This window comes from Pseudomonas sp. F007 (genome assembly GCF_057814275.1).
The window spans coordinates 49,252-71,258 of record NZ_JBVATA010000014.1 but is presented as its reverse complement, the minus strand read 5'-3'; the positions used below and the strand labels follow the sequence as shown (position 1 = coordinate 71,258).

Below are 22,007 nucleotides of genomic sequence, written 5' to 3'. Positions count from 1 at the left end.
CCCACAGCAGTTACCACTATAAAAACAAGAGGTTAACGCGATGGTTAGTTCCCCGACTGCGACGCTTGCGCGCCGCCCGGTCTGCACGTCTGCACCCTTTGCTTTCAGTCTGGCCGCTGCCCTGGTGCTGTGCAGCCAGGCGGCCCAGGCCTTCCAGGTCGACACCGGCAACCCGGATTTCAAGCTGCGCTGGGATAACACCCTGAAGTACAGCGCGGCCTGGCGCACCCAGAATCCCAGCCACAAACTGACTGAAGGCCAGGTGGCGCTGAACCAGGATGACGGCGATCGGGCTTTCGAGAAGGGCCTGATCTCCAACCGTACCGACATCCTCTCCGAGCTGGACATGTCGTTCAAAAACGTCGGCGCGCGCCTCAGTGGCGCCGCCTGGTACGACACCGCCTACCAGGACGACAACGATAACGACAACCCGGCGCGGGCCAACGCCCGGTCGGTGGGTTACGACCAGTTCACCGACGACACCCGTCACCTGCACGGCGGCGACGGCGAATTGCTGGATGCCTTCGTCTACTGGAACGGCGAGCTGGCCGAGCACGCCACCTCGTTCCGCGCCGGTCGCCACGGCCTGGTGTGGGGTGAAAGCCTGTTCTTCGGTGCCAACGGCATTGCCGGTGGCATGGGCCCGGTGGACGTGGTCAAGGCACAGTCGGTGCCCAACACCCAGTTCAAGGAAATCACCCGCCCGGTCAATCAACTCTCGGGCACCTTCCAGCTCACCGACGACGTGTCGCTCGGCGCCTACTACCAGCTCGAATGGGAAGAGACCCGCCTGCCGGGCGCCGGCAGTTACTTCTCCACCAGTGACACCATTGGCGAAGGCAACGAACGGCTGATCGTCGGCGCGCCATTCCCGGCGTTCCTCGGTGGCAATCCGGCCAGTCCGGCGGCGTTCTTCCACGGCAACGACAAGGAAGCGCGCAGCTCGGGGCAGGGCGGCCTGCAACTGAAGTACAACGCCGAGACGGTGGAGTACGGCCTGTACGCGATCCAGTACCACGACAAGACGCCGAAGCTGTACCTGCGACCTTCCACCGGCGCGCCGAACTTCAGCACCGGGCAGATCGGCGAGTACTACTGGGTCTATCCAGAAGACATCCGCGCCTTCGGCGCCAGCTTTTCCACCACTGTCGAGGAGTACAGCTTCGCCGGTGAAGCCTCGATGCGCTGGAACATGCCGCTGGTGTCCAACGGCCAGACCGTGCTGCCCGGGGTCGAAGCCGACAACGACGATCACCCGCTGTACGCCGTTGGCCGCACCGCCCACGTCAACCTCAACGTGCTGGCGTCGTTCGGCCCCAACTTCATTGCCAGGGAGTCCGGCCTGGTCGGCGAAATCGCCTGGAACCGCCTGCTCAGTGTCACCAAGAACCGTGAGGCGCTGGACCCCGGCGCCACCGATGACGGCCTCGGTTTCAAGGTGGTCTACACCCCGACCTACCGGCAGTTTTTCTCCGGCGTCGACATCAGTCTGCCGGTCGGCCTCAGCTACTTCCCCCTGGGCAAGTCGGCGGTGGTCAGCACCTTCGGGGCGGACAAGGGCGGCGACATGAACATCGGCATCACCGCCACCTACCTCGACCGGGTCACCGCCGGCCTCACGTACACCCACTACTACGGCCCCGAGGACACCAACCTCAACGCCGCCAGCCAGTTCAATTTCAAGCAAGCGCTGAAAGACCGGGACTACCTGGCCTTCTCCATCAAGACCACGTTTTAAGAGGACTTGCGCATGACCCATAACAATAAATCCGGGGCGTTCAAGCTCAGGACCCTGTGCTTTGCCTTGCTCGGCAGCCTGACCCTGTGCAGCCAGATGACCCTGGCGGCAACGGCTGAAGATGCGGCCAAACTGTCGAAGAACCTGACCCCCTTCGGCGCCGAGCGCGCCGGCAATGCCGATGGCTCGATCCCGGCCTGGGACGGCGGCTACACCAAGGTCGATCCGTCTTTCAAAGAGGGCGGCAAGCGTTCCGACCCGTTCGCCGCCGACAAGCCGCTGTTCAGCATTACCTCGAAAAACCTCGCGCAATACGCTGGCAAGCTCAGCGCCGGCACCCTGGAAATGTTCAAGCGCTTCCCTGACACCTACCGCATCGACGTCTACCAGACCCGCCGCACCGCTGCCGCGCCGCAGTGGGTGTATGACAACACCCTGAAAAACGCGACCCGCGCCAAGCTGGTGGAAAGCAGCGCCGGGCCGGTGCCCGAAGGCGCCTATGGCGGCATCCCGTTCCCGATCCCGCAGAACGGCGCCGAAGCCATGTGGAACCACCTGCTCAACTGGCGCGGCACCTCGATTTCGATGCACTTCCGTCACTACCTGATGACCGCCGATGGCAAGCAGGTGATGACCACCGACGGCCAGGCCATCCAGGAAATGCCCTACTACTACCAGGACGGTACGCCGGAGTCGTTCGCCGGTGACTACTGGCTGTTCCGCCTGCTCAACGTCGGCCCGCCGTTGCGTGCCGGCGAGCAGATCATGGGGCGCACCAACCTCAATGGCGACCTGTCCCAGGCCCACGTCTACCTGACCGGGCAACGCCGCGTGCGCAAGCTGCCGAATGCTTGCTGCGACACACCGACGCCGGCGACCGCCGGGGTCATGTCGTTCGACGAACTGAGCGTGTTCCAGGGCCGCATGGACCGCTTCAACTGGAAGCTGGTGGGCAAGCAGGAGATGTACATCCCGTACAACACCAACAAGGTGCAGGCGGCGGCGAAACCGGAAGACCTGTTCCTCGCCCACCACCTGAATCCGGATTACGTGCGCTGGGAACTGCACCGCGTTTGGGTGGTTGAGGCCGACCTCGCGCCGGGCAAGCGTCACCAGTTGCCGAAGGGCCGCTACTACCTCGACGAAGACACCTGGCAAGCCATGCTCGGCGACCGCTGGGACGCCAACGGCCAACTGGCGAAGACCCTGTGGTCGCTGCCGGCGGTACTGCCTGACCTGCCAGCCCAGGCGCAGCTGTCCTCGGGCTTCTACGACCTGACCTCCGGCGCCTGGTTTATCCAGAACGTCTACACCGGCCTGCCCGAGCAGTACGGCCTGGTCGATCGCTACCGCGCCTCCGAGTTCTCGCCAGCGGCGATGGCGGGTGCCGGGGTTCGATGAGTGTCCGGGCGGATCGCGGCCGGTACGGCGCGATCCGCTTTCAATCGGTTTTTCGAGGTGGGTATGAACAGAATTTGTCAGCGGGTGGGACGGCTGCTTGCGCGTCTGGCGTTGCCGCTGGTGTTGCCAATCAGCCTGGCGCAGGCCGCGGCCGTGGGCGATGCGCTCGCCACCCCGGCGATGCAGGCACCGCAAGCGACTTCCGCGGTGCTGCTGGACCTGGCTCGGGCCGGCGCGCGGCTGGTGGTGGTGGGGGAGCGGGGTATCGTCCTGCTGTCCGATGACAATGGCCTGAGTTGGCGTCAGGCGGCGGTGCCGGTGTCGGTCAGCCTGACGGCGGTGCAGTTTGTCGACGCCGATAAGGGTTGGGCGGTGGGGCATGGCGGTGTAGTGCTCGCCAGCCGCGATGGCGGTGAGCACTGGGTGGTGCAGTTGGACGGCGTGCGCGCCGCGCAACTCGAACTGGCGGCCGCCACCGAGGAACTGCCCAAGGCCAACGATCAGGACGCTGCCAGTGCACGGGTACAAACCGCCGAACGGCTGGTGGCCGAAGGCGCTGACAAGCCGTTTCTCGCCCTGCAATTCATTGACGCCCAACACGGCCTGATCGTCGGCGCCTACGGCCTGGCTTTCCGTACCGAGGATGGCGGCAACAGCTGGCATTCGCTGATGGGCCAGATCGACAACCCCATGGGCGCGCACCTGTCGGCCATCGCCCAGCAAGGCGAGCACTGGTTCCTTGCTGGCGAACAAGGCTATCTGGCCCGTTCCGATGACGGCGGACACTCGTTCAGTCAATTGCAAAGCCCGTACCCGGGGAGTTTCTTCACCCTGCAATTGCGCGATGACGGGGTGCTGCTGGTGGCCGGTCTCAAGGGCAATGCCTTTGCTTCCAGCGACCTTGGCCAGAGCTTCCAGGCGGTGCCGGTGAACATGCCGGTGTCCTTCAGCGATGCCATTCGCAGCGCTGACGGCCAACTGCTGCTGGTCAATCAGAGCGGCGCGCTGTTTCGCACCAGCGGCCAACCGGGCGCCTTGCTCCAGCCTTACGGCAAGCCTTTGGGCAAGCCCGTCGCCAGTGTGATCGAGGCCGCCGACGGCAGCCTGACCCTGGCTGGTTTCACTGGACTGACGCGCCTGCCGCCGTCGGTCACCACCGCTTCGGAGTGAGTCATGAAGTCTTTCGACAACGCCACGGCCAGCCTGGCGAATTTCGATCCACGCTCCGGCTCGGTGGTCGAGCGCACGCTGTTCAACCACCGCCTGTGGGTGTTGCTGGTGTGTGTGCTGACCACCCTGGTGCTGGGTTATCAAGCGACCCGGATCGAGCTCAACGCCAGCTTCGAGAAAATGATCCCGACCCAGCAACCCTACATTGCCAACTACCTTGAGCATCAGAAGCAGCTCACTGGCCTCGGTAATGCGCTGCGGATCGTGGTCGCCAACCGCCAGGGCTCGATCTACGACGCCGAGTACCTGAAGACCCTGCAGGCCCTGAGCGACAAGCTGTACCTGTTGCCCGGCGTCGACCGCGCCTACATGAAATCGCTGTGGACCCCGGCCACCCGCTGGGTCGCGGTCACCGAGGACGGCCTCGATGGCGGTCCGGTGATCCCCGACGACTACAGCGGCAGCGCCGCCAACCTCGAAGCCTTGAAGCGCAACGTGCAGCGCTCCAACGAACTCGGGCAACTGGTGGCGTTCGACCAGACCTCGAGCATCATCTACGTGCCGTTGCTGGCGACCACCGCCGACGGCAAGGCGCTGGATTACGCGGTGTTGTCCGGGCAACTGGAGAGCCTGCGTAGCACCTATCAAAACGCCCATATCGACATCCGCATCACCGGTTTCGCGAAGAAAGTCGGCGACCTGATCGACGGCCTGAAGCAGATCCTGCTGTTCTTCGCCGTGGCGATCCTGATCACCACCGCCGTGCTCTACTGGTACACCCGCTGCCTGCGCAGCACCCTGCTGGTGGTGCTCTGCTCGCTGGTGGCGGTGGTCTGGCAGCTCGGTCTGTTGCCCATGCTCGACTACCAGCTGGACCCGTATTCGGTGCTGGTGCCGTTCCTGGTGTTCGCCATCGGCATGAGCCACGGCGCGCAGAAAATGAACGGCATCATGCAGGACATCGGACGCGGCATGCACCGGGTGGTGGCGGCACGCTTTACCTTCCGCCGGCTATTTCTTGCCGGGCTGACCGCGCTGCTCTGTGACGCGGTGGGCTTTGCGGTGTTGATGCTGATCAAGATCCAGGTGATCCAGGACCTGGCGGTGATCGCCAGCATCGGTGTCGCGGTGCTGATCTTCACCAACCTGATTCTGCTGCCGGTGTTGCTCTCCTATGTCGGCGTTTCGCCCCGTGCGGCGCAGCTGAGCCTGAAGAGCGAACAGGCTGAGCAGAGCGGCCAGGTCCGCCATGCCTTCTGGCGCTTTCTCGACCTGTTCACCCAGCGGCGCTGGGCCAGCCTGTGCATCGCCATCAGCCTGGCGCTGGCGGCCCTGGGTTTCATCGTCAGCCTGCAACTGAAAATCGGCGACCTCGACGCCGGTGCCCCGGAGCTGCGCGCCGACTCGCGCTACAACCAGGACGATGCCTACCTGACCCGGCACTACGGCGCCAGCAGCGACCTGTTCGCGGTGATGGTCAAGACCCCGGCCGGCAGCTGCGCGCGCTACGACATCCTCGCCAAGGTCGATGCCCTGGACTGGCAATTGCGGGCCTTGCCGGGCGTCGATTCGACCAACTCCCTGGCGCTGCTCAACCGACGCATGCTGGTCGGCCTCAGCGAAGGCAACCCCAAGTGGTACGAGCTGCAGAACAACCAGGCGATGCTCAACATGATCACCGCCAGTGCGCCACGCGGCCTGTACAACGAAGACTGCAGCCTGCTGACCCAGTACGCCTACCTCACCGACCACAAGGCCGAAACCCTGACCCGGCTGGTGGAGCACGTGGAAAAATTCGCCGCGGCGAACAACACCGATGAGGTGCAGTTCCTGCTCGCCGCCGGTAATGCCGGGATCGAAGCCGCGACCAATATCGTGGTCAAGCAGGCCAACCGCGAGATGCTGGTGTGGGTCTACGGCGCGGTGATCGTGCTGTGCCTGATCACCTTCCGCTCCTGGCGCGCGACCCTGTGTGCGGTGATTCCGCTGATGCTCACCTCGATCCTCTGCGAAGCGCTGATGGTCTGGCTGAACATCGGGGTCAAGGTTGCCACGCTGCCGGTGATCGCCCTGGGTGTGGGCATCGGCGTCGACTATGCGCTGTACGTGATGAGCATCCTGCTCAGCCATCTGCGTCAGGGCGCGAGCCTGTCCGAGGCCTATTACCGGGCACTGGTGTCCACCGGCAAGGTGGTGATGCTGACCGGTATCACCCTGGCAATCGGCGTTGCCACCTGGATCTTCTCACCCATCAAGTTCCAGGCCGACATGGGCGTGCTGCTGGCGTTCATGTTCGTCTGGAACATGGTCGGCGCGCTGCTGTTGCTGCCGGCGCTGGCGTACTTCCTGCTGCCGGTGCGCCGCGAGGCAAGCGTCACGGTGGACAACGCCAGCGTTTCTGAAGCAGCACCCGTCACCCCCGTCCATCACTCGCGTATCTCGGAGCCGTGCCATGCTCGCTAATGCCGTTGAACACAATCCGCGCCGCCAGGCCGGCTGGCCGCAGTCGCTGCTGTTGCTGTTGGGCAGTTGCCTGCCGGTGCTGGGCGCGGTGTTGCTGGCCCCGGTGTTGCCGAGGATGCAGGCGCATTTTGCCGAGGTCCCGGGCAGTGCGGTGCTGGTGCCGGTGGTGCTGACCTTGCCGGCCCTGGTGATTGCCCTGCTGGCGCCATTCGCCGGGATGATCGCCGACCGCCTCGGGCGCAAGCCGCTGCTGCTGGCGAGCATGTTGCTGTACGTGCTCTGCGGCGTGCTGCCGTTGTGGCTCGAGTCGCTGCCGGCGATTGTCCTCAGCCGCGCCGGCATCGGCCTGGCCGAGGCGGGGATCATGACCTGCTGTACGACGCTTATGGGCGACTACTACAGCGGCGCCCGCCGTGAACGGTTGTTTGCCCTGCAAATGGTCGCCACCTCGCTGTCGGCGGCGGTGTTTATCGCCCTCGGCGGTTTCCTCGGGCAAAACGACTGGCGCACGCCGTTCGCCCTGTACGCCGTCGGCCTGGTGTTCCTGCCGCTGATGGCCTGGCTGCTGTGGGAGCCGCAGGCTCGGGTGCAGCCAGCGCAAGCCTTGCCGGTCGCTCAAGTGTTTCCATGGCGCGCACTTGCACCCTTGTACGGGCTGTCGCTGCTGGCGGGCTTGAGCCTGTTCATCGTTCCGGTGCAGGCCGGTTACCTGCTCAACCTGCTGCACGTCGATGCCCCGGAGCAGATCGGCATGACCATGGGCGCCAACCAGCTGGGGGTGCTGATCGGTGCCCTGAGTTTCCGCCTGCTCAGCGGTCTGCGCGGCCAGCACTTGCTGCTGATCGCCTATGTGCTGGCGAGCCTCGGCGGCTTGCTGATGGCCAACGCCCACAGCCATGTGCAGGTGGTGGTTGCCGTGACCATCAATGGCCTGGGCATCGGCCTGATGTTGCCGACGCTGATCACTTGGATCATGGCCCAGGTGACCTTCCACCAGCGCGGCCGCGCAGCCGGTTGTTTCACCGCGGCGATCTTCGCCGGCGAATTCATCAGCCCGCTGGTGGTGCTCGGCATCACTCATGGCGAGGCCACGGCGTTGCCTTTTGCCTTGGCCATTGTTGGCGGGCTGCAACTGCTGGTGGCGCTGCTCTGCCTGGCGCTGCCACGACTCGCGGGCCTGTCGCCGCGCACGAACATTGATGTCGGTGGTTCGACCATCGGCAACGGACATTGAACGAGGATCTTCCATGCAAGCGCTTCCCGAATTCAAACGCGTGGTCACCGGTCACGATCAGCAGGGCCTGGCCATCGTCGCCAGCAACGGCCCGACGCCCAACGTATTCCCGCTGTCGGCGGTGCCCGGCACGGTGTTTCATGAGCTGTGGAACAGCAGCGCCAGCCCCGCAACCCTGGACAACGCCAGCGACCCCACCAGCAAACCGCTGCAACTGAGCCCCGGGCCCCAGGGCAGCGTTATCCGCGTGGTGGATATTCCGCCGGACAGCGTGCAGAACCAGGTCAGCGCCGAGGAGGCCGCCGCCGTGTTCGCCGAAATCGGCCAGTCCCACGCCGGCACCGGCCAGGCCAATTCGCGGCACAAATTGATGCACCGCACCGAGACCCTCGACTACGGCATCGTCACCGAGGGTGAAGTGTGGCTGGTGCTCGACGAGGAAGAGGTGCACCTCAAGCGCGGTGACGTGGTGGTGCAGCGCGGCACCAACCACGCCTGGAGCAACCGCACCGACGCCATGGCGCGCATGGTGTTCATCCTGCTCGACGGCCGTTACGCCGCCGAATTGCACGACCGCCTGGGAGCCTCGGCATGAAACTCGCGACTTTGAAAAATGCCACCCGTGATGGACGTCTGGTGCTGGTTTCCCGGGATCACGCCTGGGCTGTGGACGCCAGCAGCGTCGCGCCGACCCTGCAACACGCCATCGAACACTGGAGCGACTGCGAGCCGCGCCTGCAGGACTTGTCCCGCCAGTTGAACGAGGGCGCGGCGGCACAGGCCTTCGCCTTCGATCCACATCAGGCCATGGCCCCGTTGCCCCGCGCCTACCAGTGGTGCGACGGCTCGGCCTTCCTCAGCCACGGCGCACTGATGCAAAAAGCCTTCAACCTCGATCCCATCGATGGCGCGGAAAATACGCCGCTGATGTACCAGGGCGCCGGTGACGATTTCATCGGTGGGCGTGACGAAATCGCGCTGCCGAGCGAAAGCCAGGGCATCGATTTCGAAGGAGAGTTCGTGGTGCTGGTGGATGACGTGCCGCTGGGCTGCGATGCGCCAACCGCGCTGCAGCACATCAAGCTGATCCTGCAAATCAACGACGTCAGCCTGCGCGCCCTGGCCCCCCGGGAAATGCGCACCGGTTTCGGCTTCCTCCAGGCCAAGCCGTCCTCCAGTTTCGCCCCGCTGGCGATCACCCCGGACGAACTGGGCGACGCCTGGCGCGGCGGCCGGGTGCACCTGCCGTTGCAGGTGCACTGGAACGGTGAGTGGTTCGGCCATCCCCACGGCGGGCAGATGAACTTCGATTTCGGCCAGTTGATCGCCCACGCGGCGCTGACCCGGCGCCTCGGTGCGGGCAGCTTGATCGGCTCCGGCACGGTGTCGAATGCCGAGCGCAGCGCTGGCTCGGCGTGCATTGCCGAGCGCCGGGCGATCGAGATGATCGAGCACGGCAGCCCGCGCACCGGCTTCATGCGCTTCGGTGACCGGGTACATATGGACGTGTTGGGCAGCGACGGCCAGTCGTTGTTCGGCGCCATCGATCAATGCGTCGTCCAGGCCCGGGGCTAAGGAGTCGCTTATGCGAGTGTTGATCACCGGCGCCAATGGTTTTGTCGGTCGCGAGCTGGTGCGCTGCCTGTTGGCGCGCGGCAGCCTGCGTGGACAGCCGATTGACGCCTTGCTGGTGCTGGATCGCGACCTCCACGGTCTGCCGGATGACCCCCGGGTGCGTCGGCATTTCGGCAGCGTCACCGATCCGGCGTTGATGCGCCGGGTGCTGGCCGACGGCATAGACGTTGTATTCCATCTGGTGAGCATCCCCGGTGGCGCGGCGGAAGAGCAGTACGACCTCGGTTATCAGGTCAATCTGTTGGCCAGCCTCGAACTGCTCAACCAGCTGCGCAACAAGCGCCGGCCGCCGGTGCTGGTGTACGCCAGCAGCGTCGCGGTGTATGGCGGGCAGTTGCCGGCGCGGATGAGCGAAAACGCCGAACTGCGTCCGGAACTGTCCTATGGCGCGCACAAGGCCATGGTCGAATGCGCGATCAATGACCTGGCCCGGCGCGGCGAGGTCGACGGCCGAGCGTTGCGCCTGCCGGGCATCGTCGCCCGGCCCCGGGAACCCAATGGCCTGCGCTCGGCGTTCATGAGCGACCTGATGTGGGCCTTTGCCGAGGGTGAGACTTTTTGCTGCCCGGTGTCGTCCGAAGCCACCGCCTGGTGGATGTCGGCGCGCTGCTGCGTGAACAACCTGATCCACGCCGCCGAGCTGGACGGCGCGGCGTGGGGCCCACAGCGGGTGTGGCAGTTGCCGGTGTTGCAACTGTCCATCGCCCAGGTCATCGACGCTTTGGCCGAACGCTACGGTGAGGAACGCCGCGCGCTGATCAGTTTTGCCGCCGACGCCGGGCTTGAAGCCTTGTTCGGCCAGATGCCCGCTTTGAAAACCCCGCACGCCCGCGCCGCCGGCTTCCAGCACGACCGCAACGCCGCCGCGCTGCTGCGCAATGCCCTTAATCCCGCGGCCCCCAAACACTTGCCGCTGACCGGAGAGACCCTCGATGTCACTGCCAAACACGCGTAAACGCCGCCTCGTCGACCTGTCGGTGACCCTCGACAACAACCCCTACACCGATCCGCCGCCGCTGTTGCCGAAGATCGACTACATGGACCATCAGCAGGGCTGGCCGGAAATGGCCGCGATGTTTCCGGGGCTGCAACTGGAGCAGATGCCCGGTAACGAATCCTGGGCCGCCGAGCGCCTGCAGATCACCACCCACAGCGGTACGCACATGGACGCGCCCTGGCATTACGCCTCGACCACCGACGGTGGCGAGCCGGCCTTCGGCATCGACGAGTTGCCGTTGGACTGGTGCCTGCAACCGGGGGTGAAGCTGGACTTCCGCCATATGCAGGACGGGCATGTGGTCACGGCCGCTGAAGTCGAAGCCGAGCTGGCACGCATCGGCCACGAGTTGCAGCCGCTGGACATCGTGCTGGTCAACACCCGCGCCGGCGCGCTGTTCGGCCAGCCGGGCTACCTCGACGCTGGGGTGGGCATTGGTCGTGAAGCGACGATGTACCTGCTCGAACGTGGAGTGCGAGTAGTCGGCACCGATGCCTGGAGCTGGGACGCGCCGTTCAAGTACACCCGCGAGCGCTTCGCTGCCAACGGTGACGCCTCGATCATCTGGGAAGGGCACAAGGCCGGGCGCGATATCGGTTATGGGCAGATGGAAAAACTGGCCAACCTCGAGGCCCTGCCAGCCAATGGTTTCCAGGTGTCGTGCTTCCCCTACAAGATCAAGCACGCGTCGGCCGGGTTCGTCCGGGCGGTGGCGATTTTTGAAGAGTAGGGCGCGCATCAGCCTTTGATTAAAAGCATAAGAAGAGAGAACCCATGGCTCGTTTGCTTCTGCCTCACACCTTGCTGACTGCCGCGCTGGCGCTGACCAGCAGCCTGGCCCTGGCGGCCGCGGCACCGCCGAACATCCTGCTGATCGTCGCCGATGATTTGGGCTACTCCGACCTCGGCAGCTACGGCGGCGATATCAACACCCCGACCCTGGATAAACTGGCGAAGGACGGGCTGCAATTCACCCATATGTACGCCGCGCCGACCTGTTCGATTACCCGCTCGATGCTGATGTCCGGCACCGACAACCACCTGGTCGGCCTTGGCACCATGGCCGAAGCTCTGCAGCCTTTTCAGAAAGGTAAACCGGGATACGAGGGTTATCTGAACCCGCAGGCCTACTCGATTGCCGAGTTGCTGCAACAGGGCGGGTACAGCACGTCGATGGTCGGCAAATGGCACCTGGGGCTGGAAGCCGATCAGGGGCCGGATAAACGGGGTTTCCAACAGTCTTTCACCTTGCTGGAAGGCGGTGCGCCGCACTTCAAACCGGCGACTGTCGACCCGACAAAAATCGAACAGGTGCACTACCGGGAAAACGGCCAAGCCGTGGAGTTGCCGGAAAATTTCTATTCCTCGGACTTCTACACCGACAAGCTGATCAGCTATCTGCAGAACAGCAAAAGGGACGGCAAACCCTTCTTCGCCTACGCCGCGTTCACCGCGCCACACTGGCCGTTGCAGGCGCCCAAGGAGTACCTCGACAAGTACCAGGGCCGCTTCGACCAGGGCTATGACAGCGTGCGCCTGGCGCGCATCGAGCGGATGAAAAACCTCGGCGTCCTAGCCAGTGATGCCCAGCCCGCCAAGCCTTTGCCGGTCAATCCGAAACTGCCGGGCTGGGATCAACTGAGCCCGGAACAGCAGAAGGTCGAAGCGCGGAAAATGGAAATCTACGCAGCCATGGTCGACAACCTCGACCACAACATCGGTCGCCTGATCGACTACCTGCGTCAGAGCGGGCAGTACGACAACACGCTGATCGTGTTCATGTCGGACAACGGCGCGGCAGGCGAGAATCACAGCCAGTTCTATCCGATTGGTGCGCACACCGACAACAGCCTGGCCAATCTCGGCAAAAAGGGCTCGCAAATCGACTACGGCCTGCGCTGGGCCGAAGTCAGCGCCGCGCCGTTCCACCTGTTCAAAGGCACCACCGCCGAAGGCGGCATCAGCGTGCCGGCGATTGTCCAACTGCCCAAGGCTATGAGTCGGCAAGGGATTGAACGTGGCATCGCACGGGTCGATGACCTGGCGCCGACCTTCCTTGAGGTGGCCGGGATTGCCCAGCCACAGGTCGCGGGCAAACATCCGATCACCGGCAAATCCATGTTGCCGCTGCTGGCTGGCAAAGGCAGCCCGCACGGCGACGGGCGTCTGGCCGGGGAGTTGTTCGGTAATGCCTATTACCGCGAAGGCAATCTGAAACTGTTGGGCATGCGCCCGCAGGCAGGGTTTGGCGATAACGCCCAGCCGCTGCAGTGGCAGCTGTTTGATCTACAGCACGATCGTGGCGAGACCACGGATCTGGCGGCCGCGCAGCCGGACACGGTGGAGCGGCTCAAGGGAGAGTGGATGAAGTATGCGGGGGAGGTGGGTGTGGTGTTTGCGCCGAGGTGAACGCAAATCTTCTATTCGATCACATACCCCGTAGGAGCTGGCTTGCCAGCGAAAAACGTCAACGATAACGCGCGCTACCTGAAAGCACGCGGCGATCTCTGGTTCTTCGCGAGCAAGCTCGCTCCTACGGGGCCGGTGATCGGCGCAGATCACCGGCCAGCCATCAATCCACCACCCATGCCATGGCGCACCGGCTGCCCGCGGCAAATCCATGCTGGTACTCCTCGTTCACTATCGCCGCCAACCGCTGATCCAGATCTGCGGTGGCTTTGATCTGGAAACCTGCGCGGGCATAGAAGGGCGCATTCCAGGGCACGTTTTTGAATGTGGTGAGCGTCACCGAAGCCAATCGACTGGAGCGCGCATAATCCTTCGCCGCTTCAATCAGCAGGCGCCCGGTTCCTTGTCCTTGCATCGCTTGCATCACTGACAATTCATGAATGTGCAGATCATGGCCGTGGCGTTCGGCACTGAGAAAACCCTGCGGCCGATTTTCGTCATCCACCGCAACCCAGCAGGTCGATAGTGCAATGAGTTGGCGGTGACGTTCGACGGGCATCGGCGGCGAATCAGCCAGCCACCTCAATTCACCAATCATGCGAAATGCCTGGGCCGCGGAGGTTTCAATGGCGGGCAGGAGGGGAGCGTCTGCCGGTACGGCGATGCGGATAGTCGCGGGCATAGGTTGCCTTCAGTGGTTGTCCAGCCGACAGGAAGATTGAGTCAGGTCCCAAAGGGGTTGGCGCCATCACCCATGCTCCGCCGCCAACATCGACCTGAACTGTGAAACGCTCTCGGCAGCCAGCCCGGCGGCTTCGAACACCGCGCAGGTGAAGCTGACCGGTGCAGTACCTGGCGCCGTGATGATGCGCTGCGCAGACACCGCTACCGGGCTGCTTTGATAAAGCCCGTGCCCTGCATAATCCTTGGCGTTCTGTTGCAGGAACTCGGCGCTGTTCGAGGTATGGGCAACGGTGTCGAGCAGCCCGGCTCGCGCCAGTGCCAGGGTCCCGCCGCAGATGCCGGCAAGGGTCGCGCCACTGGCTCGACTGGCCTGCAGAAAGTCTCGAAGATCCGGTGCTGCCGGGCCTTCCCAGGCGAATCCACCAACCACCACGACCACCTCCGGCTGCCAATCCAGACAGTCCTGCAGGCTGCTTTGCACCACGACGTTCAAGCCACCCTGCGAGCACAGTTGCCCGGGTTCAGGGGTGAAAAACTTCACCTCTATTCCGTAGAACGGCGATGCGGTTCCTGCGATGAATGCGTATTCCCAGTCCGCAAAACCGGGGGTCAATACCAAGCCAATCCGTGCCATTGTCGCAACGCTCCATGAATGCCGAGATTTCCGGGTGGCAGCATACAGAATTCAAGGGCTTTGCTGGTGAAGCAAGTCATTGGGTTCTGTTCATTCTCGGCTGGATTTGAGTGCGCGGCACCATCCCGGCCCCGGTCCGATTGGGGCCGCCGTTGAGCGCTGGGTTGTTCAGTGAGTTGTCCTGGTCATTGGGGCCGTGGCAGGACGATCCGCCCAGGCAGATGGCGACGGCCAGTAAAGCGAGCGGACTCAGATACGCGTACTTGAGCATGGGAATCTCCCGACCTTGGTGCTGGCAGTTCTTGGTGAATCGCGATGTTCGCACTGTAAGCCTAGGTGGTTGCGTTGGTTTATCTATCCGCGTCGATGCGCGGTAGTCGGCACATCCAGCATCGTGCTGACTGAGACACTGCTATCGCCAGCAGGCGGGCTCCTACAGGTTGTGTGTCCGATCACAAGGTTTGCATTCAACACAAAACCCTGTGGGAGCTAGCCTGCTAGCGATGGGGTCGGCACATTCAACATCTGCAGTGCCTGATACTCCGCCATCGCTGGCAAGCCAGCTCCCACAGGAATCGGGGGCGGTCACTGAATCCGGATGTTCCCGAAAAACTATAGGCGCAGCGCGGGCGGCGCTCCGCTGCTCGCGATGGCGGCGTGTCAGGCGATACACATGCCGAATGTACGGGCCCCATCCCGAGCAGGCTCGGTCCCACAGGGGATTTGCGCTGGATACATAATCTGCGTCCGCCAGCAATCCAAACTGTGGGAGCGAGCTTGCTCGCGAAGGCGGCGTGTCAGGCGATGCACATGCCGGATGTACCGGCCTCTTCCCGAGCAGGCTCGGTCCCACAGGGGGCGACGGTGGCTGCAGGACTTGTATACAACCGCTATCCAAGCCCCCATGGACAGAGCACCCACGCCACCACTCAATCCGGTAAATGACCCAGTGGCAACGGGCTCTGGGCCTTGACCGTCTGTATGGCGAAGTTGCTCCGGATATCACTCACCCCAGGCAACTTGAGCAAGGTCCCCGTGAGAAAACGCTCATAGCCGCGCAGATCAGGCACCACCACATGCAGCAAAAAGTCCGACTCGCCTGATACCAGAAAGGCCGAGATGACTTCCGGTAGCGCCGACACCGCCTCGCGGAAACGCTCGGCCTCTGTTTCGTGATGACGCTCGACCTTGATGCCGACGAATACCGTCAACCCAAGCCCGACCTCATCAGGATCGAGGCTGGCCCGATACCCCCTGATCACTCCGGCCTCTTCCAACTGACGCACCCGGCGCAGACAGGGTGAAGCGGACAGCCCGATTTCGTCCGCCAACTGCACATTGGTCAAACGGCCGTCGCGCTGCAGCGCGGCCAGAATACGGCGGTCAAAGGCGTCGAGTTTTGTTTTTGGCATGATCAAGCTGCTCGCTGGCAAATATTGGCAGGATATACCAAATTAAGTCTTTTCTGGGGTCGAATCAGCAGCCACCTGCCCTCGGTTTCAGGCTTAGACTTTTGTTCGCCACTCACCCCTATGGAGTACCGAACAATGGAAAACCCAGGCTTGTATTTGCTGGCGCTGGCGATGATTTACCTGCTGCCAGGCCCCGACATGATTCTGCTCCTGCAAACCGGCGCCTCACAGGGGCGGGCGGCCGCATTGGCAACGGCCCTGGGGCTGGCCATCGCCCGCAGCTGTCATGTGGCGCTGGCCGCGATGGGCCTGGCGACCTTGTTCAAAGTGGCGCCCTGGACCTTCGATGTGGTGCGTATCGCAGGGGCCGGCTATTTGTTGTGGATGGGCCTGCAGTTGTTCAAGAACAACACGTTCGTCCTGGCAGCGGACGGTGCCCAGACCCGGCACAAAGCGCCCTGGAAATCGGCGATTCAACGGGGCATGTTGACCAACCTGCTCAACCCCAAGGCGTTGCTGTTCTGCTCGGTGCTTCTGCCGCAGTTCATCACCCCTGACGCCGCGCCAGTGATGACCCAGTTTGTGCTGCTGGGCGTGATATTGGTGGCCGTCGGGTTGGTGTTCGACAGCAGTTACGCGCTGGCGGGAACCTGGGTCGGCCGCTGGGTGCAGCGCAATCCTACGGCGCAGCGGGTGCAGCAGTGGTTGTTTGGTGGGTTGTTGATCGGGTTTGCGCTGCGGCTGGCGTTCATGCAGCAGGCGTGAAGGGGGGTTCAGCGTCGCGCAGACAGCTGTTGCGGCGCCAGAAATGCATCGTGGAAATAATTACGGAACGCCTGCATCGCCGGGCTGAATTCGCGCTCGCGATGCCACGCCAATCCGACACTCATCGGTGTCACCTTGTCGGTGACGGTCAGGGTTTCGATGCGTTTTCCTTCCAGTGACCACGGGCGGTGCACCAGGTCCGAGAGGATTGCCACGCCGCTGCCATTGGCAACCATACTGCGCACCGCTTCAACGGAACTGGTCCGCACCCGCACGTTTGGCTGTTGCTCCGCATGCTCCCAGTAACGCATCGCGCTTTGTTCGGCTTCGTCGACGGTCAGGAGGATGAAGGGTTCCTTGGCGACGTCGGCGAGGCTGACCGCCGAGCGTTCGCACAGCGGATGGTGGCTGGGCAGCCACAACCGGCGCTCGGAGTTGAACAGGGTTTCGGAGACGATGTCCGGGTGCGTGAGGTTCGAGGTCAGCACCACCGCCATGTCGAACTGGCCGTCCAGCAAGCCTTGTTCGATGGCTTGCCGCTCTTGTTCGTGCACTTCGATGGCCACGTCCGGATGCCAGTGTTCGAGCCGTTGCAGGTGGTGCGGCAGGAAGTAACCGATCACCGTGTAGCTCGCCGCCAAGCGTAATACGCCACTGGCGCGGATGTCCGGCAAGGGGCTGTTCAACGCGTCATCGACGCTGCGCAAAATCACGTAGGCCCGATTCAAAAAGTGCCGCCCGGCGTCGGTCAGGCTCATGCCTTGGGCCGAGCGCTGGAACAACAGCGTGCCGAGGATGGCTTCCAGTTCCTTGATCGCCGTGGTCACCGCCGACTGGGAAATATTCAAATGAATCGCGGCTTGAGAGATTTGCCCGATCTCCGCCGTGGCGACGAAATAACGGACTTGGCGCAGGGTCAGGGACATGGGCACTCCGGGGTGATGGGGTATCTATTTTTCAGAAGATACTCCATCTGATAATAGATCTTCCCAAGGGGTCAGCGGGAATCTAACGTGGCCTGCATGAAGTCACAAGCGTCAGGAGCACGTGTCATGCAGGCAGTAGATTTCAATTCGGACATGGGCGAAGGTTTCGGCCCATGGACCATCGGTGACGGCGTCGACACCGAGCTGATGGGCTTCATCAGCTCCGCCAACATCGCCACCGGTTTCCATGCCGGTGACCCCGGCACCATGCGTCGCACGGTCGAGCAGGCCAAGCGCCTGGGCGTGGCCATCGGCGCGCATCCGGGCTTCCGCGACCTGGTCGGGTTCGGCCGCCGGCACATCAATGCACCGGCCCAGGAACTGGTGGACGACATGCTTTATCAACTGGGCGCCCTGCGCGAACTCGCCAAGGTTCAAGGCGTGGCCCTGCAACACATCAAACCCCACGGTGCGCTCTATATGCACCTGGCCCGGGACGAAGAAGCGGCGCGCTTGCTGGTGGAAAACCTGCAGCGCCTGGAGCCTGAGCTGCTGCTGTATTGCATGCCCGGCTCGGTGATCTGGCGGATCGCCACGGAACTCGGCCAACCGGTGATCCGCGAGTTCTACGCCGACCGTGAATACGACCTCAGCGGCTCTATCGTCTTTACCCGCAACGTGCGTGCCTACGATCCAGCTCAGGTCGCGGCGCGGGTCCTGCGTGCCTGTCAGGAAGGCGTGGTGCGCACCGTCGAGGGCGAAGACCTGGCGATCGCATTCGATTCCATCTGCCTGCACAGCGACACACCCGGTGCGCTGGCCCTGGTCGAAGCCACTCGCAGCGCCCTGGATGGCGCGGGGATCAAGGTCCGTTCGCCACGCTGAATCAGCCACAGACACCAGGCACACAGACGCCTGGGTTTGCTTATCAGAAGAATTTTTGCCTGCCTTTCTACAACTATTCCAAGAGGAACAGACATGGCGCAGCACTCAGTCATCACCCCGTTGCCAGGGACCTTCTACCGCAAAGCCACCCCGGACTCGCCGAACTACGTCGAGGCGGGCGCCGAGGTCAGCGCCGACACGGTCATCGGCCTGATCGAAGTCATGAAGCAGTTTTCCGAACTGACCGCCGGCACGGCGGGGCGCCTGGGCGCGTTTCTGGTTGAAGACGGTGACCCGGTGGAGCCTGGTCAGGTCATCGCCACACTCGACGAAGCGTGAGGGCGCGATCATGACTCAACACATTCGTAAACTGCTGATCGCCAACCGCGGCGAAATTGCCGTGCGGATCATCCGTGCCGCCAAGGCGCTGGGGATTCCCACCGTGGCGGCCTGCAGTGAGGCAGACGTCGATTCCCTGGCCGCGCGCATGGCCGACGAGGTGCACGTTCTCGGCCCGGCCCGCGCCGACAAGAGTTACCTCAATGTCGAAGCCTTGCTCGGTGCCCTGAAAGCCACCGGCGCCAACGCGGTTCACCCGGGCTACGGGTTTCTCTCGGAGAACGCCGAGTTCGCCGAAGCGGTACTCGCCGCCGGGGCGATTTTCGTCGGCCCAAGCCCGGAAACCATCCGGCGCATGGGCGACAAGGCCGAAGCCCGGCGTACCGCGCAGGCGGCCGGCGTGCCGGTAGTGCCCGGTTCCCCCGGCGAGCTGTTTGACCTCGAGTCGGCACTCAAGGCCGCCGAATCCGTCGGTTTCCCGCTGCTGATCAAGGCCTCGGCCGGCGGTGGCGGACGCGGTATTCGCCTGGCGGAAAACCCGCAACAGCTGAGCGAAGAGTTCCCCCGTTCCCAGCGCGAAGCCCAGGCTGCCTTCGGCAATGGCGCGGTGTATCTGGAGCGCTTCATCGGCAAGGCTCGGCACATCGAAGTGCAGGTACTGGGCGATGGCAAGCATGCGGTGCATCTGTTCGAACGCGAGTGTTCGCTGCAGCGCCGCCGGCAAAAGATCTTCGAAGAAGCGCCATCGCCCGTACTCGACGCGCAACAGCGCGAGACCCTTTGCGCAAGCGCCGTACGCCTGACCAAAGCACTGGGTTACCAGGGGGCCGGCACCCTGGAGTATCTGTACGACGATGCCACAGGCGAGTTTTTCTTCATCGAGATGAACACGCGGATTCAGGTGGAACATCCGGTCAGCGAGCTGATCACCGGCATCGATCTGGTCCAGGCCATGCTGCGCATCGCCGGTGGCGAGCCGCTGGGTTTGCAGCAAAGCGATATCCGACTCAACGGCGCTGCCCTGCAGATGCGCTTGAATGCCGAAGACCCGGCGCGGGATTTCTTCCCCAGCCCGGGCCTGGTGCAAGCGCTGAATTGGCCAGAGGGAGAGGGCGTGCGCGTCGACAGCCATCTGTATGAAGGCTACCGAGTGCCGCCATACTACGACTCGCTGCTGGCCAAGCTGATTGTCCACGGCAGTGATCGCGCCGAAGCCCTGGCTCGTGCGCGGCTGGCCGTGGAACAGACCACGCTGACCGGCATGGCCAGCACCTTGTCGCTGCACGGCGAGTTGCTGGAACAACCCTGGCTGCACACCGCCGACTTCCACACCGGCACTTTGGAAACCTGGCTGGCCGCGCGCCGCAGCGGAGGTGAAGCATGAGCAGTCCGATTCGCTACAGCTTTGGCGCCGACGAACATCTGTTTGCCGAAGTCAGCGACAGCATGTCCCTTGAAGCCTTCTTCAAGGGCATGGCGGTCACCCGTGCGGTGGAGCGATTGGCCCTCGATGGCGTGCTCGATGTGTGCCTGGCCAATGCGTCGTTCCAGATCCGCTTCGACCCGGACCGGATCGCTCCGGCCGACTTGCTGGAAGCGGTGAAAGGCGCCGAGGCTGAGGCCGTGGCCGAGCGCACCCTGCACACGCGGATCATCGAGATCCCGGTGCTTTATAACGATCCCTGGACCCACGAAACCCTGATGCGTTTTCGCGATCGCCATCAGGACCCGAGCGCCACGGACCTGGAATACGCCGCGCGCATTAACGGCCTGGCCGACGTCGAAGCATTCATCGCCGCCCACAGTGGTGCGCCGTGGTTTGTCTCGATGGTGGGCTTCGTCGCCGGCCTTCCGTTCATGTTCCAGATGGTCGAGCGCGAGCGCCAGTTGCAGGTGCCCAAATACCTGCGTCCGCGCACGGACACGCCAAAACTGACCCTCGGCCATGGCGGCTGCTTCGGTTGCATCTACTCGGTGCGTGGCGCCGGTGGCTACCAGATGTTCGGCGTCACCCCGGCACCGATCTACGATCCGCAGCAGAACCTGGCGTACCTCAAGGAACACATGGTGTTCTTCCGTCCCGGCGACATCGTGCAGTTCAAGCCGATGGACCGCGAGGCTTATGACCAGGCCGTTGCCGAGGTCGAAGCCGGGCGCTTCGATCTGCGCATCCGTGCGGTGGAGTTCTCGCTGGATGCGTTCCTCGCCGACCCGATCGGCTATCCCAAGTCGCTGCAGGAGGTGCTGGCATGATCAAGGTACTCAAACCCGGTCTGGCCACCTCGGTGCAGGACCTTGGCCGCGAAGGCTACTACCACTTGGGCATCCCGCCGTCCGGAGCGCTGGATCAATACGCCCTGAGCGCGGCTAACCAGTTGGTGGGCAACCCGGCCAATTCGGCGGCGCTGGAATGCACGTTGCTGGGACCGGAGCTGGAGTTTCAGCAGGACGCGCTGGTGGCAGTCTGCGGTGCACACATGACGCCGAAGGTCGATGGCGTGGACATGCATCTCGACACAGCCTTCGAAGTAAAGGCCGGACAGGTGCTGCGTTTTGATTTCCCCAAGGCCGGCGCGCGGACTTATCTGGCGGTGGCCGGCGGCATCGATGTGCCGCTGGTGCTCGGCAGTCGCTCCACCTATGCGCTGGGGGCGCTGGGCGGATTCAACGGACGCCGGTTGGCGGCCGGTGATGAACTGCCGGTGGGCGTTGCCAGCGGCAAGGGCCGTGCCGGGGCCAGTCTGCCCATGGCGCTGCGTCAGTCGTTGGGCGGGGAGATCAGCCTGCGGGTGGTGCCGGGGCTGTACTACGACCGTTTGACCCCAGCGGCGGCGGACAGCTTTTTCGCCGAAGCCTGGACGGTGGGCTCGGAAGCGGATCGCATCGGCTATCGCTTCAAGGGCGGCAGCCCGCTGAGCTTTCAGCCGCGCGAGCAACCGTTCGGTGCCGGTTCCGATCCGTCGAACATTGTCGACAGCTGCTACCCGATTGGCTCGATCCAGGTGCCCGCCGGCCTCGAGCCCATCGTGTTGCACCGTGATGCGGTGTCCGGCGGCGGCTATGCGATGATCGGCACGGTGATCAGCGCTGACCTCGACCTGATCGGTCAGATGCAACCCAACCAGAAGGCCCGTTTCGTCGCTGTGACCCTGGAAGAAGCGCTGCAAGCACGACGCTCCTACAAGAAAAAGCTCAGTTGCCTGAGCAAGCTGTTCCCTTCCTGATTCTGCCCGCCGCACGGCGCGGGTAAAGCCAAAAGGCAAGCCAACGCCGCACTTCGGTGCGGTGGCGGCTGCCCGCGCTTCAACCTTTGAT

21 protein-coding genes are annotated in these 22,007 nt (G+C 63.7%); 16 read left to right on the top strand and 5 right to left on the bottom strand.

Translation table 11 applies throughout. The features are described 5' to 3' along the window. The first annotated feature begins 40 nt into the window (after positions 1 to 40). The 10 genes from ACZYR5_RS28795 (at position 41) to ACZYR5_RS28750 (ending at position 13,047) form a co-directional block, all read left to right on the top strand. Positions 41 to 1,738 carry a DUF1302 domain-containing protein gene (locus ACZYR5_RS28795; RefSeq protein ID WP_489092689.1) on the top strand — a complete coding sequence of 566 codons (1,698 nt, stop codon included), beginning with the start codon at positions 41 to 43 and terminating at the stop codon, positions 1,736 to 1,738. Positions 1,739 to 1,750: 12 nt separating this feature from the next. Then, positions 1,751 to 3,139: a DUF1329 domain-containing protein gene (locus tag ACZYR5_RS28790; protein WP_489092690.1), complete on the top strand. Its 1,389-nt coding sequence runs from the start codon at positions 1,751 to 1,753 to the stop codon at positions 3,137 to 3,139. A gap of 63 nt (positions 3,140 to 3,202) precedes the next feature. Next, complete coding sequence (locus ACZYR5_RS28785; RefSeq protein WP_489092691.1) at positions 3,203 to 4,309, top strand: WD40/YVTN/BNR-like repeat-containing protein; 1,107 nt, start codon at positions 3,203 to 3,205, stop codon at positions 4,307 to 4,309. Positions 4,310 to 4,312: 3 nt separating this feature from the next. Beyond that, positions 4,313 to 6,772, top strand: coding sequence for an efflux RND transporter permease subunit (locus ACZYR5_RS28780; RefSeq protein ID WP_489092692.1), 2,460 nt, complete (start codon positions 4,313 to 4,315; stop codon positions 6,770 to 6,772). Next, the gene (locus tag ACZYR5_RS28775; protein WP_489092693.1) at positions 6,762 to 8,006 is read left to right on the top strand and encodes an MFS transporter; all 1,245 of its coding nucleotides are present in this window, start codon (positions 6,762 to 6,764) and stop codon (positions 8,004 to 8,006) included. The genes ACZYR5_RS28780 and ACZYR5_RS28775 overlap by 11 nt, the downstream gene beginning before the upstream one ends. A 13-nt stretch (positions 8,007 to 8,019) precedes the next feature. Beyond that, a complete protein-coding gene (locus ACZYR5_RS28770; protein WP_489092694.1) occupies positions 8,020 to 8,601 on the top strand; it encodes a cupin domain-containing protein in 582 nt (193 codons plus the stop codon). After that, complete coding sequence (locus ACZYR5_RS28765) at positions 8,598 to 9,581, top strand: fumarylacetoacetate hydrolase family protein (protein WP_489092695.1); 984 nt, start codon at positions 8,598 to 8,600, stop codon at positions 9,579 to 9,581. The genes ACZYR5_RS28770 and ACZYR5_RS28765 overlap by 4 nt, the downstream gene beginning before the upstream one ends. Positions 9,582 to 9,591: 10 nt before the next feature. After that, positions 9,592 to 10,596, top strand: a complete 1,005-nt coding sequence (locus tag ACZYR5_RS28760; RefSeq protein ID WP_489092696.1) for an NAD-dependent epimerase/dehydratase family protein — start codon at positions 9,592 to 9,594, stop codon at positions 10,594 to 10,596. Next, positions 10,574 to 11,368, top strand: coding sequence for a cyclase family protein (locus ACZYR5_RS28755; RefSeq protein ID WP_489092697.1), 795 nt, complete (start codon positions 10,574 to 10,576; stop codon positions 11,366 to 11,368). Before ACZYR5_RS28760 ends, ACZYR5_RS28755 begins: the two co-directional genes overlap by 23 nt. A 44-nt stretch (positions 11,369 to 11,412) precedes the next feature. After that, entirely contained in the window at positions 11,413 to 13,047 is a 1,635-nt protein-coding gene (locus ACZYR5_RS28750) for an arylsulfatase (RefSeq protein WP_489092698.1), read from the top strand. 163 nt (positions 13,048 to 13,210) lie between these two features. On the opposite strand, the gene ACZYR5_RS28745 is transcribed toward ACZYR5_RS28750, so the two are convergent. The 4 genes from ACZYR5_RS28745 to ACZYR5_RS28730 all read right to left on the bottom strand — a co-directional run bounded on the left by ACZYR5_RS28745 (position 13,211) and on the right by ACZYR5_RS28730 (position 15,777). Beyond that, entirely contained in the window at positions 13,211 to 13,729 is a 519-nt protein-coding gene (locus ACZYR5_RS28745; RefSeq protein ID WP_489092699.1) for a GNAT family N-acetyltransferase, read from the bottom strand. A gap of 66 nt (positions 13,730 to 13,795) precedes the next feature. Further along, on the bottom strand, positions 13,796 to 14,365 hold the full coding sequence (locus ACZYR5_RS28740; protein ID WP_489092700.1) for a DJ-1/PfpI family protein: 570 nt from the start codon (positions 14,363 to 14,365) through the stop codon (positions 13,796 to 13,798). A 76-nt stretch (positions 14,366 to 14,441) separates the two neighbouring features. Beyond that, complete coding sequence (locus ACZYR5_RS28735) at positions 14,442 to 14,636, bottom strand: hypothetical protein (RefSeq protein WP_489092701.1); 195 nt, start codon at positions 14,634 to 14,636, stop codon at positions 14,442 to 14,444. 658 nt (positions 14,637 to 15,294) lie between these two features. After that, positions 15,295 to 15,777 carry an Lrp/AsnC family transcriptional regulator gene (locus ACZYR5_RS28730; protein ID WP_489092702.1) on the bottom strand — a complete coding sequence of 161 codons (483 nt, stop codon included), beginning with the start codon at positions 15,775 to 15,777 and terminating at the stop codon, positions 15,295 to 15,297. 135 nt (positions 15,778 to 15,912) lie between these two features. Here ACZYR5_RS28730 and ACZYR5_RS28725 point away from each other — a divergent pair, with 135 nt between their 5' ends. Beyond that, positions 15,913 to 16,542: a LysE family translocator gene (locus ACZYR5_RS28725; RefSeq protein ID WP_489092703.1), complete on the top strand. Its 630-nt coding sequence runs from the start codon at positions 15,913 to 15,915 to the stop codon at positions 16,540 to 16,542. Between the two features lie 8 nt (positions 16,543 to 16,550). Here ACZYR5_RS28725 and ACZYR5_RS28720 read toward each other — a convergent pair whose 3' ends face one another. Continuing rightward, positions 16,551 to 17,468 carry a LysR family transcriptional regulator gene (locus ACZYR5_RS28720; RefSeq protein WP_489092704.1) on the bottom strand — a complete coding sequence of 306 codons (918 nt, stop codon included), beginning with the start codon at positions 17,466 to 17,468 and terminating at the stop codon, positions 16,551 to 16,553. Positions 17,469 to 17,594: 126 nt separating this feature from the next. Here ACZYR5_RS28720 and ACZYR5_RS28715 point away from each other — a divergent pair, with 126 nt between their 5' ends. The 5 genes from ACZYR5_RS28715 to ACZYR5_RS28695 all read left to right on the top strand — a co-directional run bounded on the left by ACZYR5_RS28715 (position 17,595) and on the right by ACZYR5_RS28695 (position 21,916). Next, the gene (locus tag ACZYR5_RS28715) at positions 17,595 to 18,353 is read left to right on the top strand and encodes a 5-oxoprolinase subunit PxpA (protein WP_489092705.1); all 759 of its coding nucleotides are present in this window, start codon (positions 17,595 to 17,597) and stop codon (positions 18,351 to 18,353) included. 93 nt (positions 18,354 to 18,446) lie between these two features. Continuing rightward, a complete protein-coding gene (locus ACZYR5_RS28710) occupies positions 18,447 to 18,692 on the top strand; it encodes an acetyl-CoA carboxylase (RefSeq protein WP_315291599.1) in 246 nt (81 codons plus the stop codon). A 10-nt stretch (positions 18,693 to 18,702) separates the two neighbouring features. Continuing rightward, entirely contained in the window at positions 18,703 to 20,076 is a 1,374-nt protein-coding gene (locus tag ACZYR5_RS28705; RefSeq protein ID WP_489092706.1) for an acetyl-CoA carboxylase biotin carboxylase subunit, read from the top strand. After that, positions 20,073 to 20,945, top strand: coding sequence for a 5-oxoprolinase subunit B family protein (locus tag ACZYR5_RS28700; protein ID WP_489092707.1), 873 nt, complete (start codon positions 20,073 to 20,075; stop codon positions 20,943 to 20,945). The genes ACZYR5_RS28705 and ACZYR5_RS28700 overlap by 4 nt, the downstream gene beginning before the upstream one ends. Continuing rightward, positions 20,942 to 21,916 (top strand): 5-oxoprolinase subunit C family protein, encoded by a 975-nt coding sequence (locus tag ACZYR5_RS28695; RefSeq protein WP_489092708.1) that lies wholly within the window; start codon positions 20,942 to 20,944, stop codon positions 21,914 to 21,916. The genes ACZYR5_RS28700 and ACZYR5_RS28695 overlap by 4 nt, the downstream gene beginning before the upstream one ends. Positions 21,917 to 22,007 lie beyond the last annotated feature (91 nt).